The organism is Falsiphaeobacter marinintestinus (assembly GCF_007923355.1).
Classification (GTDB): Bacteria; Pseudomonadota; Alphaproteobacteria; order Rhodobacterales; family Rhodobacteraceae; genus Phaeobacter_A; species Phaeobacter_A marinintestinus.
Map to the genome: position 1 here is coordinate 129136 of NZ_VOGO01000003.1, position 13443 is coordinate 142578.

At 58.0% G+C, this 13443-nt stretch carries 14 protein-coding genes; 1 reads left to right on the top strand and 13 read right to left on the bottom strand.

Annotation, left to right across the window (positions count from 1 at the left end; translation table 11 throughout):
* Nucleotides 1–78: 78 nt before the first annotated feature.
* Nucleotides 79–522: a potassium channel family protein gene (locus FOY56_RS07865; RefSeq protein WP_146345292.1), complete on the top strand. Its 444-nt coding sequence runs from the start codon at nucleotides 79–81 to the stop codon at nucleotides 520–522.
* Here the strand turns inward: FOY56_RS07865 and cls are convergent.
* The 13 genes from cls to FOY56_RS07930 all read right to left on the bottom strand — a co-directional run bounded on the left by cls (nucleotide 519) and on the right by FOY56_RS07930 (nucleotide 13342).
* Nucleotides 519–1931, bottom strand: coding sequence for a cardiolipin synthase (gene cls, locus FOY56_RS07870; RefSeq protein WP_146345293.1), 1413 nt, complete (start codon nucleotides 1929–1931; stop codon nucleotides 519–521). The genes FOY56_RS07865 and cls overlap by 4 nt on opposite strands.
* A gap of 20 nt (nucleotides 1932–1951) precedes the next feature.
* Entirely contained in the window at nucleotides 1952–2929 is a 978-nt protein-coding gene (locus tag FOY56_RS07875) for an HAD family hydrolase (RefSeq protein ID WP_146345294.1), read from the bottom strand.
* An 82-nt stretch (nucleotides 2930–3011) separates the two neighbouring features.
* Nucleotides 3012–4562: an arylsulfatase gene (locus FOY56_RS07880; RefSeq protein WP_246139447.1), complete on the bottom strand. Its 1551-nt coding sequence runs from the start codon at nucleotides 4560–4562 to the stop codon at nucleotides 3012–3014.
* Nucleotides 4563–4970: 408 nt separating this feature from the next.
* Nucleotides 4971–6227, bottom strand: coding sequence for a BatD family protein (locus FOY56_RS07885; protein WP_146345296.1), 1257 nt, complete (start codon nucleotides 6225–6227; stop codon nucleotides 4971–4973).
* Nucleotides 6224–7735 (bottom strand): VWA domain-containing protein, encoded by a 1512-nt coding sequence (locus tag FOY56_RS07890; protein WP_146345297.1) that lies wholly within the window; start codon nucleotides 7733–7735, stop codon nucleotides 6224–6226. The genes FOY56_RS07885 and FOY56_RS07890 overlap by 4 nt, the downstream gene beginning before the upstream one ends.
* Nucleotides 7732–8718 (bottom strand): VWA domain-containing protein, encoded by a 987-nt coding sequence (locus FOY56_RS07895; RefSeq protein WP_146345298.1) that lies wholly within the window; start codon nucleotides 8716–8718, stop codon nucleotides 7732–7734. Before FOY56_RS07895 ends, FOY56_RS07890 begins: the two co-directional genes overlap by 4 nt.
* A complete protein-coding gene (locus FOY56_RS07900; protein WP_146345299.1) occupies nucleotides 8718–9194 on the bottom strand; it encodes a DUF4381 domain-containing protein in 477 nt (158 codons plus the stop codon). The genes FOY56_RS07895 and FOY56_RS07900 overlap by 1 nt, the downstream gene beginning before the upstream one ends.
* Complete coding sequence (locus tag FOY56_RS07905) at nucleotides 9191–10144, bottom strand: DUF58 domain-containing protein (protein WP_146345300.1); 954 nt, start codon at nucleotides 10142–10144, stop codon at nucleotides 9191–9193. Before FOY56_RS07905 ends, FOY56_RS07900 begins: the two co-directional genes overlap by 4 nt.
* Nucleotides 10145–10155: 11 nt before the next feature.
* A complete protein-coding gene (locus FOY56_RS07910) occupies nucleotides 10156–11148 on the bottom strand; it encodes an AAA family ATPase (RefSeq protein WP_146345301.1) in 993 nt (330 codons plus the stop codon).
* Between the two features lie 88 nt (nucleotides 11149–11236).
* A complete protein-coding gene (locus FOY56_RS07915) occupies nucleotides 11237–11725 on the bottom strand; it encodes a phage holin family protein (protein WP_146345302.1) in 489 nt (162 codons plus the stop codon).
* Nucleotides 11722–11988 carry a hypothetical protein gene (locus FOY56_RS07920; protein WP_146345303.1) on the bottom strand — a complete coding sequence of 89 codons (267 nt, stop codon included), beginning with the start codon at nucleotides 11986–11988 and terminating at the stop codon, nucleotides 11722–11724. The genes FOY56_RS07915 and FOY56_RS07920 overlap by 4 nt, the downstream gene beginning before the upstream one ends.
* On the bottom strand, nucleotides 11988–13094 hold the full coding sequence (locus tag FOY56_RS07925) for an AI-2E family transporter (RefSeq protein ID WP_246139440.1): 1107 nt from the start codon (nucleotides 13092–13094) through the stop codon (nucleotides 11988–11990). The genes FOY56_RS07920 and FOY56_RS07925 overlap by 1 nt, the downstream gene beginning before the upstream one ends.
* A gap of 14 nt (nucleotides 13095–13108) precedes the next feature.
* Nucleotides 13109–13342, bottom strand: a complete 234-nt coding sequence (locus FOY56_RS07930) for a hypothetical protein (RefSeq protein WP_146345304.1) — start codon at nucleotides 13340–13342, stop codon at nucleotides 13109–13111.
* Nucleotides 13343–13443 lie beyond the last annotated feature (101 nt).

Sequence of the window (13443 nt, forward strand, 5' to 3'; positions counted from 1 at the left end):
GACCAATTGTCACTGCTGCGAAACAAACGTATTCTGCGCGGCGCACGACATGGCACATGGCTAGAACGGACGCATCGCGTGACACTTGATCAGCAGATATTTTGGGGCAGCGTGTTTCTGGGTGCCTGCCTTGTGGTTCAAGTTGCCATGGTCGTCTATTGCAGTGCCGCCCTGAAGCATTTGGGGCAGCGTTATGCGCACAGTTCTAACTGGTTTTTCATAAGTGTGATGACCGTGACCACAGTTGCATTTGTGGTGCTTAACCATACGATTCAGGTCTGGATCTGGGCTGCCGCTTGGATCCATTATGGTGTCTTTACGGATTGGAACGTGTCGCTGTACTTCTCAATGGCGACCTATGCCACCGTGGGGTACGGGGATGTCGTCTTGAACCACGGAACACGCATTTTCGGGACGTTTGCAGGCGTTACCGGCATTCTGGCTTTCGGCATCAGCACCGCGTTTCTGGTTGCCGTGATGACTCGGATCTTGCCGTCCCACGTGTTTGGCAATCGCGGTTAAAGCAGCGGCGCGAACAGCCGGGCGACAGGTGCCCCGTGGCGGATATACCGGGATTGAGACGCCATCTGTATGGTCAGCTCGAAACATTTTTCAAAATCGGCACGTAGCATCTTGTCGACGTCCGCTGCCATACGCTGATCAAAAAACAGCGCCATACATTCAAAATTCAGCCGGAAGGACCGGTTATCAAGGTTGGTCGTACCCACCGCGGCCAGCGAGTCATCTACGACAAAAACCTTTTGGTGCATGAACCCGTCGGTATAGCGGAAAACGCGGACACCAGCCTCCATGATCTCGTCAAAATAGGCGAATGCCGCCAGCCAGGGAATGCGATGGTCAATGACATCCGGCACCAGGATGCGCACATCGACGCCGCGCAGAGCGGCATGGCGCAGGGCAGTCAGAATATCGAGATCGGGCACGAAATAGGGCGAGGCGATCCAGATCCGATCCGTCGCTTCGGTGATGGCGGAAAAGAACAACAGGCTTCCGGTTTCGCTGACATCGCCGGGGCCGGTGGCGACGATCAGACCGACCGCGTCGGTCTCGGTCTCGTCGGGCAGCCAGTGGAGATCATCCAAAAGCGCCTCTTCGGTTGACCAATGCCAGTCCTCGACAAAGATCAGCTGCAATTGCGTGACCATCGGACCTTGCAGCTTGATATGTGTGTCGCGCCAAAGTCCGAAGACCGGGCTAAGCCCCATGTATTCGTCGCCGACATTCAGACCGCCGGTAAACCCGATACGCCCGTCAACAATAACAGTTTTTCGGTGGTTGCGATAGTTGATCTGAAACCGGAACCTTGGGCCGCGTGAATTGCGCGGATCGACAACCTGAACGCCCGCGTCCCGCAGTTTGGCGAAATAGCTTTCGGGCAGGGTGATGCTGCCCACCGCATCCGTCATCATACGCACGGTTACGCCGCGTTGCGCGGCGGCGATCAGACGGTCCTGAAAGGCTTTGCCAAGGGCATCGTCGTGTATGATGTAGAACTGAGCCAGAACATAGTTTTCGGCGGCATCAATGGCTGCAAAAATCGCGTCAAATGTCGCGTCACCGTCGATCAACAGTTCTCCGGAGTTGCCTTTGACAGCGGGCAGGCCAGCGCAGTACTCGAATGGCCCCAGCGCGACACCCACAGAGTCCGGTTCGGGGGCGTGACGATGTCCGAAGTTCTTGATCGCTTCGACCACCCGGCTGGTTTCACGCCGCGAGATCAAATAGCCTTTCAGACGGTGGTGACCCAGGATCAGGTAGAACGGAATTGCAAGGAATGGGACAGTCAGCAGGAACACCACCCAACCGACTGCACCCTGTGGGGTGCGGGCGGTTTGGGCGGCATGAATCGCTCCTGCTATGGCCGCGACGTAGACTGCTGCGACCGCAACGCTGCTGATAGCGACCCACATATTACCTGCCCGATTTCCCCCTACCGAACGCCAGTATAGATGCGATGCCAATCCTGCGCCATGTCGATGATCAACCAGCCCATTTCAGGCCCTTTGTCCAATCCGTCGACCAGTTTTCCGATATGGCTGTCGCGATCATAGGCGTACTCTCGATCCGCATCCGTGTGATGTACAATCAGGCCAAGACGCGGACCATCGCCCGCCGTGCTCCACTCCAGCATGGCGAAATCTCCGTCCGAGTTTCCGGCGGCAAGGATTGGGCGCTTGCCAATGATCCGTTCGATGTTGACCGGCTTGCCGTCCTTGTCATCGACAAACCCAATGGCCGGGGCCTTTATGATCATTGGAACGCCGTTTTCGACCGTGTACTGGGTTTCGGTATAGGTGCCGATCACCTGTTCGGACGGGATGCCATAAGCCTGCTCAGCGAAGACCCGCATAAAGTGGATGCCACCACCGGACACAATATAGGTTTTGAAGTCTTCATCGCGCAGATAGCGCAACAGTTCGACCATCGGCTGATAGGTCATCTGGTCATAGCGCAGGCCGGTTTGCGGGTGGGTTGCTGTGCTGACCCATTCCGCGACACGGGCCTGAAAATCGGTGACGCTCATGCCTGCATGCGAGGCGGTCAATACTTCGATAACGGCCTCTTTGCCACCCGAAATGACGGCTTTATAGTCTTTTGCAGCCGCCGCCTTCAGGGGGTCTGAGGTCAGGATTGATGGGTCTTCCCGTGCCATATCGGCGATCACGTCGATGGCGAAAATCAACTGGAAATAGATCGGCTGCTCAGCCCAGAGCGTGCCGTCATTGTCGAAGGTCGCGATGCGGTTGGCAGGTGTAACATAGTCATCTGATGCTGGATCAGTGACGCTTTCGACAAAATCGATGATGCGCGACTTTGCGTCTGTGTCGTTCCAGGATGGCAGAGGATCGGCCAAGAGTGCGCTTGCTGCAAAAGCGATTGTCGCGGCGAGAGGTGCAATAAGTTTCATGTCCAACCTATTAGAGTTCAATGTAAAAAGGCCGCCGCAATACGTACGGCGGCCTTGATTTGTTTACGACAAAGCGTGGGCTTTACTTGGACCCGGTCGCTTCGAGGATCATCGCCGACGCGTCACCAATGGTGAAGCTACCCGGTTTCTGACGCGGTGGGAACTCTTCGAACGTGGCCAGGAACTTGCCGACATAATCAGCCGCTGGAAGCAGCAGATAGACGCGGTCCAGATACCAGTCCCAATAGGTGTTGGACGTGATGTTGGAACGTTCGTAAGGGTCACGACGCAGGTTGAACAAGAGCGGAATACGCAGCTCGGTCCAAGGCTCGGCCCAGGCGCGAAGGGTCTGGGGATAACGATGCTCAAGGAAGATAGCTTTCCAGTCGTCATAACGCAGAGCGGTCAGGTCACCGTCATCCGAGAAATAAAAGATCTCGTGACGTGGGCCTTCATCAGCTTCACCTGTAAGATAGGGCAGGAAGTTGTAGCCATCCAGATGCACGCGGTATTCGCGTCCAATCGCCTGAACACCGCCTTCAAGCAGCTGCTCTTTGATGTTCGGGTTTCCGGCAACGGCCAAGTAAGTCGGCAACCAGTCCATGTGGTGCATGATCTCGTTGCTGATAGAACCGGCTTCGATTTGACCGGGCCAACGCACCATCGACGGCACACGCCAGCCGCCTTCCCAGTTGGTGTTCTTTTCACCCCGGAACGGTGTCATCGCAGCATCTGGCCAGCTGTTCATGTGCGGGCCGTTGTCGGTCGAGTAATGCACGATGGTGTTGTCGGCGATGCCAAGTTCGTCCAGCAGGTCAAGGAACTGACCGATGTGCAGGTCATGTTCGACCATACCGGCCTGATATTCGTCCAGGTGCTTACCAGCGATTTCGTCAGCCTGTGTCCGCATTTCGTCTTTGACGTGGGTGCGGAAGTGCATCCGGGTGCCAGACCACCAAACGAACCAGGGAACACCTTCTTCGGTCTTGCGCTTGATAAAGTCGATGGCCGCGGCAGACGTTTCGTCGTCTACGGTTTCCATGCGTTTTTTGGTCAGCGGGCCGGTGTCTTCAATGGCACCATCAGCGCTGGATTTGATCACCCCGCGCGGGCCAAAACGCTCGCGAAATTCAGGGTTTTGCGGATAATCTTCGTTCTCGGGCTCTTCTTCAGCATTCAGGTGATACAGATTGCCGAAAAATTCGTCGAAACCGTGGTTTGTCGGCAGCATCTCATCCCGGTCACCCAGGTGGTTTTTGCCGAACTGACCCGTGGCATAACCTTGCGCTTTGAGAAGACCGGCGATTGTCGGATCTTCAATCTGCATGCCTTCCTTGGCGCCTGGCATGCCGACTTTCGACAGGCCGGTGCGGAAGACCGATTGCCCCATGATGAACGACGACCGCCCGGCGGTACAGGATTGTTCACCATAGTAGTCGGTAAAGATCATGCCTTCGTTGGCGACCCGGTCGATATTGGGCGTTTGATAGCCCATCAGTCCCATCGTGTAAGCCGAAATATTCGACTGTCCGATGTCATCGCCCCAGATCACAAGAATATTTGGTTTTTCCGACTGTGCCCAAGCTGGCGCGGCCAGCAGAACGGCGACTGACAAGGTCGCTATCCCGTGCATGGACCGTCGGCAACTGTTTGCCACGGTTTTAAAGTCTATCATTGGTGTCTCCTAACAACTCCGCGCCTGATAAAGCCCGAATTTCTTTAACTAGCCCGCCGAAAAAAAACGTCGACGTCACAACGCATCCAACCCCCAAAATTAACAAAAAACGAATGGAATCGGACCTCAGAAGCTTACGCCAGCTTCGGTAAATCGAACACGCCAAATGTCGGATTATTCCTGTACCTTCGGGAATCCTTCAGGCATCTGAATACGCCTTTCGGATAGATCGGGTACCCGGTTGGCGGGCTTTGCGGCGCAATGTCTTGTGGGTCGCAACACCGTTGTGGGCGGGCGTCATAGGCTGGAGTGGACGAACCGGGCCTAGGAACGGATACTTGGCCACACAGCATAGACGATAGAGGGCTAAGTAGAACCGAGCGGATTCAAGAGGGGAAGGCGGTCTGGAAGCGCATTGCGGGTTTTGACAGTCGCCCTTAGCACCCCAAAGGCTTTGCTGACGTCGTTCCAATTCTCCGGGCCTTGGGTCTGGCCCCCAAATCGTGCGGCCCCGATATGCTGCAACGCAGATGTCAACGCCGCCGCTTCGGGCAAAGCATCGGCCTGTTCGCAAAAGCTGCGCCAGTGATCAAGCGCTGCATAAGTTGTGTTGAGATCCTTTGCCGCCACAGCCATCTGAACGCGTTGTGCAGCATAGTCTTCTGATGCTTCCCAAGCGGCTTTTTTCGAAGCGCGCCAGTTCCGTAACTGCGGGGCCAACCAACGCCACAGGAAATAGCCCAAGAGCGCGGCCAGCAAAACCGCCAGAGCCCATCCTGCCACGTCCCACGGGTCCATCGGCGGCGCCGGTGGCTCGGCCACAGTCAATTCGGTGCCGGGCAGCGTGATAGTTTCGACCGTTTTGCTGTCCAGATTGTACCAATTCAGAGTGATCTCGGGCAGGCTGGTCGTTCCGCCGGTCTGCGCGACATAACTGACACGTTCGGTCCGGGTGCCCGATAGCGTCCCGCGATTTTCGGTTTCGCTCACACGCGGTTCATCCGCGTAGGCGCGCAAAGGCCCGTCTTCCGGGCGGGACAGCAGATTGGGGATCAGGATGGGAGTGGTGCCGTCGATCCGGGCCGTCAGGGTGCGGGTGATGGCGTCGCCCACCTGCAGTTCTCCTTCTGAGTCACCTTCGAATGTCTGATCGACGGTGAACCCGACAGCTGCGATAAACGGCGACAGGTCTTTTGCCGCGTCCGGTACAATTGCCGTGATCAGGATCGGGGCAAGCGACAGGTTGTCGGTCACCGGATCGGAACTGCCCGGCGCGGCATAAGTGATCGTCAGCGTTTTGCCGGAAATGTTGAACTGTCCCGGTGCCAGCGGATACAGCCGGTAGGCCCGGCTGGTGCCGGACCATGTCTCGCCGTTCACTTTTTCGCTGACGGGTGTTGTCGCGCGTTCTGGCAGGCGGACCATCAGGTCAGGTTGTTCAAGGTTGGGATAGACGGGCGGCGTTGGCATCCAGGTCGGCACCAGAACTTTGATCCTCAGCACCACAGGTTGGCCCGCGATGACCTCGGTCGTGTCCAGCGTCACGTCGACCCGTGGGCTGTCTTGCGCCAAGGTCAAAGCGGGCCAAAGCAACAGCAGCAGACATACAATCAGGCGTCTCATTGATTGTCCCCCGCGTTGTCCATCAGAAAACGGCTGCGCAGGAACTGGGTCATATTCGTATCGATGCTGCTGATCCACTGATCTGCCGTCAGTGGGGCGGCGTCTTCGCTGGGCGCTTCGACCTGGGTGGTCGCGCCGCGCGCCTCGTCATTGTCAAACACGACATCATCGGCCCCAATGCCTGAATCTTCGCCGGTGTCGGATTGTTCGCGAGCGTCTTCGATATAGTCGAGGGTATAGCGGGCGACTTCGAGGTTGTGTTGCGCTTCCGGGAAATCGGGCTGGCGTTCCAGCGCTTTTTCAAAGGCGGCTATGGCCGGGCGGTAGCCCCGGCTTTTCATATGCGCCATACCTTCGCCAAAGGCGGCCTCGGCGGTGGCGATTCCGGCAAAGACCGTCGCTGCCTCTTCGTACTGACCCGCTTTGTATTTGGCATAGCCGTTCAGATAGGGGTCGGCGAACACTTCTCCTGCGCGAGCGTATTCCTTACGGTTCAGGGCAATCTGACCTTGCTGATCAGGTGTGAAGAACCAGTCCACCCACCCATCTGCGCGCGCGCCGGACGGCGCAAAAGCCGAGGCGAGCACGATGATCCAGACCCAGCGCATGGTCCAGCCGCGTCGGAACCATAACAATATCAGCAAAGCAGCGGGCCACGCCAACCACCAGCCACGATCCTCCCAGCGCAGGCGTTCGTCACCCGCCAGAGCGGCAGCATAGGCCGCGCGGACACGGCGTTCGATCTGATGGATGTCATGGTCATCGGGCGAAATCCGAACAATCGTCGCGCCATCAATCCGATCCAGCTGGGGCAGGGTCACGCTGTCGGGCGCCGCAATCAAGAACAGCACTGGTGGCAGATCTGGGGCATTGAAGGCTTCGACCGCAGTGGGACCAAGATCGTCAAGAACAAACAGGATGGCGCCTGGGGTGTCCGCGTCGCTTAGAATGCTTGCCGCGATATCCAGTGCGGCGGGGGCGTTTTCACCGTCGACGGGCATCGCATCAGGGGTCAGGCTTTCCAGAAGCGGCCGCAGGATGTTCGGGTCTTCTGTCAGGGGCGCGACCCGGTGTGCGGTTCCGGCATAGGCAACCAAGGCAGTGCGCGCCCCGGCGCGTTCAGCGATCAGGTCCAGGATCTTGAACCGGGCCCGGTCGGCACGTGACGGCGCAAGGTCTGTGCCCTGCATCGACGGCGTCACTTTCAGCGCAACGACCAAAGGCGCAGTATCGGCAATCAGCGGGTTGGGGACACGGGTCCAGGCCGGACCTGCAACTGCGATCGCGATCAGAACGGCGGTGAGGGCGACCCCATCGATGGGAAGAATGCGGCGTTCGTCGACTTTTCCGACGCGCAATGCGGCGGCCAGATGCGGCGCAATCCCGCTTTCGTTCGATTGCCCGGCGGTTTTATGGGGACGTACCATCCACCACAGGATCAGCACCACCGGCACGGCGATCAGCCAAAGCGGGCGCAGAAAATGAAACAGGTCGAAAAACTGGCTCATGTCCGGGCTTTCGATTTGCGGGCGGTCAGATGCATGGCCGCGACCCCGCCCAGCAGCAGGATCAATGCAACTGCAAGAGGAATAAAGGTCAGGCTTTCGGCGGGGCGATAACTGGTGGTTTCAACCTGGCGCGGGTTCTGTTCGTCGATCCTGGCATAGACTTCGGTCAGGGCCTGTTCTTCGTCTGCGAAAAAGAATGAACCGCCAGTGCGATCAGCGATGTCCTTTAGCGTTTCCAGATCGACCTTGTCTTCGCCCGACGCATCGGGGTCGCCGACACCGATCGTGTAAATCGTGACGCCCTTATCCTTGGCGATGCTGGCGGCGTTGACCGGGGTCACCCGGCTGGACGTATCGGCCCCGTCGCTGAGCAGGATCATCAGACGCTGATCGACTTCACTGGAGTCGAATGTGCGGATGGCAAGCCCGATGGCATCGCCCAATGCCGTGTTCGGGCCGGCCATGCCGACCTCGGTCTGGTCCAGAAACCCGTCAAGGCTTTGCAGATCTTCGGTAAACGGAGCCTGAACAAAGGCGCGGGTGCCGAATACGATCAAAGCCATGCGATCACCGTCGCGATCCGCAATGAACTGGCGCATGACATGTTTGACGGCGTCCAGACGTTGATGGTTTTCGCCGTCAGCCCCCTTGAAATCCCGCTGATCCATCGACCCCGAGATATCAAGCGCCAGCACCACGTCACGGGCCGCCGTTTCAATGACAATCGGGTCGCCCAACCGTTCAGGACGGGCCAGGGCCGCGACCAATAACACCCAGACGGCAATTGCGATGGCCATCTGGATCCGACCGCGGCTTAGAACCACGGCGCCTTTGCGGCCTTCCACTCCGGCGGCTTGCGTCACCATCCTGAAGAACGGGATACGAGTCGCCGAGGTTCTGTCGTGATGCGGAGGCGCGAACCGCCAGACCAGCCAGGGCAGAGGCAACAACAGAGCAACCCATGGAACGGCAAAGGACAGCATCAGACCCCCTCGGACCGTTTGTGGGTTTTGATCCAGTCCCGGGCGAGCTTGCCCAGATCGGAGGAGGGCGCCGTGTCGCGATACGCGGCCGTGGTCAACACCTGTCCGGGGCCACTGGCAAAGCCAGAACCGGGAAAACTCTGATCCAGAAACGTCAGCCAGTCCTGGCCATACAGACCCGCGACCTGTTCGCGTGGAAAGGCAGCCAGCGCTGTGCGGCGCAGCACATCGGCGATCCGTGCGGGATCGTCTGCTGTCTGCCCAAGTTCGGCAAGGGCCGCTTTGCGATAAGCTTCGGCGCGACGATGGTTGCGCACCCGGCGATAGACGACGATCGATATAGTCAGCAACACAATGCCAAGAACGATCCAACCGGGTGTTTGTGGCACCATCGAAACCGGCGCAGGCACAGGAACCTCCTCAAGAAGCTCAAGCAATTCGATCAGGTTTTTGCCTTGCAGCTCGGCTTCCGTCATCGCCGTGCTCCGGCATGACCGAACAAGCGCAACATCTGATCCAAGGCCGGTTCAGCCGAGGTCATCGGCACAATCGGAAACCCATACCGGCGCGACCAGCCATTAAGCTGCGCCAGACGATCCCGCGACGCTGTCAAGACCCGGGCCTTAACAGCAGGATCGGACGCGTCCAGATCGGCCTGCAAATCTCCATCTGAAACGGTCACGCGAAAATCATCCGGCAGGGCTGATACGCCCGTCGGGTCCGAGACATGGAACAGGATCAGGTCATTGCTGGCCGAAAGACGTCGCAGCAGCGCTTCGGATTTTTCGTCGATGCCATCAAAATCGCTGAACACCAGAACAAGGGCGTTGGTGTGGGCAATGCGGATGGCCGATTGCAGAATGCGGTTCAGCGCGATCTGACCCTGCGGACGCAAGTTTGGGTTCAACAGGGCATTTGCATCGGCGATCGAGTTCAAAAGCCGGTTCAGCGCCAATGAACGGCGCTGCGGGCGGTGTTCGGCCACAGTATCATCGCCAAAAACGATTCCACCGACCCGGTCGCCCTGCGCCAGAACACGGAGCGCGGCAATCGCCGCAGCCTCGGCGGCGATGACGGATTTCATGTACACTTGTGTTCCGAAGAACATCGACAGGCGTTGATCGACCAGCAGCAAAACCGGACGGTCGCGTTCTTCTGTATACACACGGACATGCGGCTCACCGGTGCGCGCGGTGACCTTCCAATCGATAGAACGCACATCGTCGCCGGGCATGTAATTGCGCAGTTCTTCGAAGTTCAGCCCGCGTCCGCGCAAGCGCGAAGAATGTCGCCCATTCAGGACGGATTGCGCCGGTTGGCGTGGCAGGAAAGACAACGCTCCGGCCTGTCCGCCCAAACGGCGCAGGTGATCGGCATCGACATGGATGCGTGGATCGTTCGGTGGGATTGAGCCGGGTGCGGCCATCGAACGGTTCCTTACGGCAGCGCCACCAGTTTTGCGATCTCACTCGTCACATCATCGGGCTGCATGCCGTCGCCCTGCGCCTCGAAGCTGAGAGTCATGCGATGGCGGAAAACGTCCGGCAGGACGGCGCGGACGTCCTGCGGATCGACATAATCGCGTCCCGCAAGCCAGGCATGGGCCCGTCCGCATTTGTCCAGCGCCAGCGAGGCACGGGGGCTGACGCCGATTTCGATCCATCGGGCCAGATCATCGCTCAGACTGGCCGGGGTGCGGGTGGCATAGACCAGATCGGCCATGTACCGCTCCATCGCGTCAGACACGTGGATCTGACCGATTTCGGCACGGGCCGCGAACACGGCATCTTGTGAAATCGCCGCCTTTGGAGCTGGTTTCTCGGCCTTGTCTTGCGCGCTTTCCAGTGCTGCAATTTCTTCACCCCGCACCAGCCGGATCACTTCGACTTCGTCTTCGACAGGCGGATACGTGATATTCACATGCATCAGGAACCGGTCCATCTGGGCCTCGGGCAGCGGATAGGTGCCTTCTTGGTCCACCGGGTTCTGCGTGGCCATGACGATGAACAGGGGTTCCATGACATGGGTCGTCCCGGCGACAGTGACCTGCCGTTCTTCCATCGCTTCCAGCAACGCGGCCTGAACCTTGGCCGGGGCGCGGTTGATTTCATCGGCCAGAACGATGTTGGCAAAGATCGGGCCGGGATCAAACCGAAACACGCCGCCCTCATCGGTCTGGGTATACACCTCGGTCCCGGTTACGTCCGATGGCAACAGGTCTGGCGTGAACTGGATGCGACTGAACCGTGCGTCAAGGTTTTTGGCCATCGCCTTGATCGCGCGGGTCTTGGCCAGCCCGGGCAGGCCTTCGACCAACAGGTTGCCGTTGGCCAGCAGGCCGATCACCAGCCGGTCGATGACATCGGTTTGCCCGATGATCGACTGGCCCATACGGACCTTAAGTTCGATAATCTCGTCACGTGCCGTCATCAGCTGTCCTCGTTTGCCATTCGTAGTGCACATTTGCGTCGATCCAACCTGTGTTCAAGGTTTGCACTTGTCACAGTCCAAGACGACGTCAGTCGTCTTTTTTCTTGGACCCTTTCAATAGCATCCCCAACAATGGTCCGATCAGAGAGGGCAGGACACTGCCCAGCGGATCCTGGGCCATGCGCCGCACATCCTGGGCAATGCCGCGCACTTCGGTCACGGTTTCATCCAGATCAGCCTCAAGTTCGGCCACAGCCAGGTCGCGCATTTCGTTCGCGGGCTCCAGTTCTGAGCCGGGGGCCTGACGGGACGCGATCTGGGCCAGCAAAAACACCAGAACAAAGTCCGCGCCGGCCACGATCAAGGCAGCGCCATAGGCCGGGAACGATGACTGCAGGGCAAAGAACGCGGCCAGGTTCAGCATCACCAGACCCATGACCGCGATCAGCCCGGCAAAAGCCATCAACCCGGTTTGCTTGATGATCGCATCCATTTGTCGGCCAGCAATCAGTCGTTCACTGCGCAGGATCAGACGGATGTTGCGGCCTATGCGGTTCATGCTGCGATTATCGCTCATTTCGACATCCTTCCTATGATAAATCCCAGACCGAACGCGGCGACGACAGTCATCAGTGGTTTGCGCTCGGGCAGGTGCCCAAGTTCTTCTGAAAACTGCGACCACAGCGCGTCGATCTGATCCTTGTCGACCCCGTGACTGCTCAGCATGTCGGCCAGGGTCTGCTTTTCCGGAGGATCCTGATCGTCCTGATCCTTTTGATCCCTTGCGCGGTCTTCTTTCAACGCTTTCAATTCGTCTTCAAGTTCAGCTTTTGTCGGCATCAGGATTTATCTTTCTTGTCGGCCCTGGGGATACTGAGTTTGCCGTCAATCGACATCAGGATCGCCACCGGGCGTGTTGCGGGAATTTGGCTAAGGATGATCAGGATTCCGACTGTCAGCGGAACGCTTAAAAACGCACCGATCAGACCCCAGACCGCGCTCCAGAACGTCAGCGCGATAATCACCATGAAAGTCGACAGGTTCAAGGATCGACCCAATAAGGCGGGGTCAAGAATATTGCCGATCAGGAACTGGACGGTGCCGCAAAAGAACACAATCACCAGAAAGGGCGTGATCGAGTCAAACTGGACCAGCGATACCAATGCTGGAAAGATCACCGCCACCACCGACCCGATGGATGGAATAAAGTTCAGCGCAAAGGTCAGAACCGCCCAGGTTTCGGGGAAGTCCAATCCCAGAACGCGGAATGCAGCATAGCTGAACAGGGCTGTCAGAGCACTGATGAAGGTTTTGACCCCGATATATCGCTGCAGACTGTCCGAAATCGTGCCTATCATCGTCGAAATCTCGTGCCCGAGTTCCGGGTCGCGAACCGCGAGTAGCATTTTATGCGCCATGACCGTCCGTTCGGCCATCATGAATCCCACATAAATGCAGATCAGCAGGAAGGCGTTGATAAAGGACGTGGCCCCACCAAATGCGCTTAGTGCAAGACGGGACAGGTCAATGTTGATCAGGTTGGTTTGCAAAACCGCCGTCAGGTCAGCCCCCAAAAGCCCACCGATGCGGGTGATCGCCTGATCGAACTGGGCCTCATAGCGGGGCAGGGCGCGGGTGAACTGGGTCGCCTGACTGCCCAGCACATACATGATTGCAAGCAGTCCGCTCAGCACCAGCAGCACGCCCACAAGGTTGGCGAACCAGCGCGGCAGTGTGAAAAACGGATTAGATATTCGCAAAACCCAGTCACTGGCCGCGATGATCAGAACGAAAACCAACACGGCCAGCGTCAGCGGCACAAGAAACCCGGCCCCGGCGCTGAGCCCGAAGACGGATACCGCCAGTACGATCATGACATCACGCACCACCGATAGCGACGGTCTCAGAATTCCGGGATCGGGATCGTCTTCAGGGGTATGTTTCAATTTATGCTTCGGACCTAAGTTTTCTTCATACGATCAAAAGCGGACTTGAGCTTGAGTCCAAGGTCGCGGGCCGCATCAGCGACTTCTTCGGAAGATTTTTCAAGTTGGGCTTTGGCCGCGAACTTGTCCCATTCTCCGACCAGCTCATCCCATTCGTCTTCAGCTTCCTTAGAGCCGAGATGCAGCTGTAGTTTGATCTCGTCTCGGGTTTGTTTGAGTTTTTCTACCCAGTCGTCTGTGGTCGACATATCTGAAATTCCCCATCAATCTACCTGAGCCGCATTTCATATACGGTCGGGACGATGTTGCATCGTCCGGGCGAGTTGTGCAACGTCGCCGTAGTGGCGAT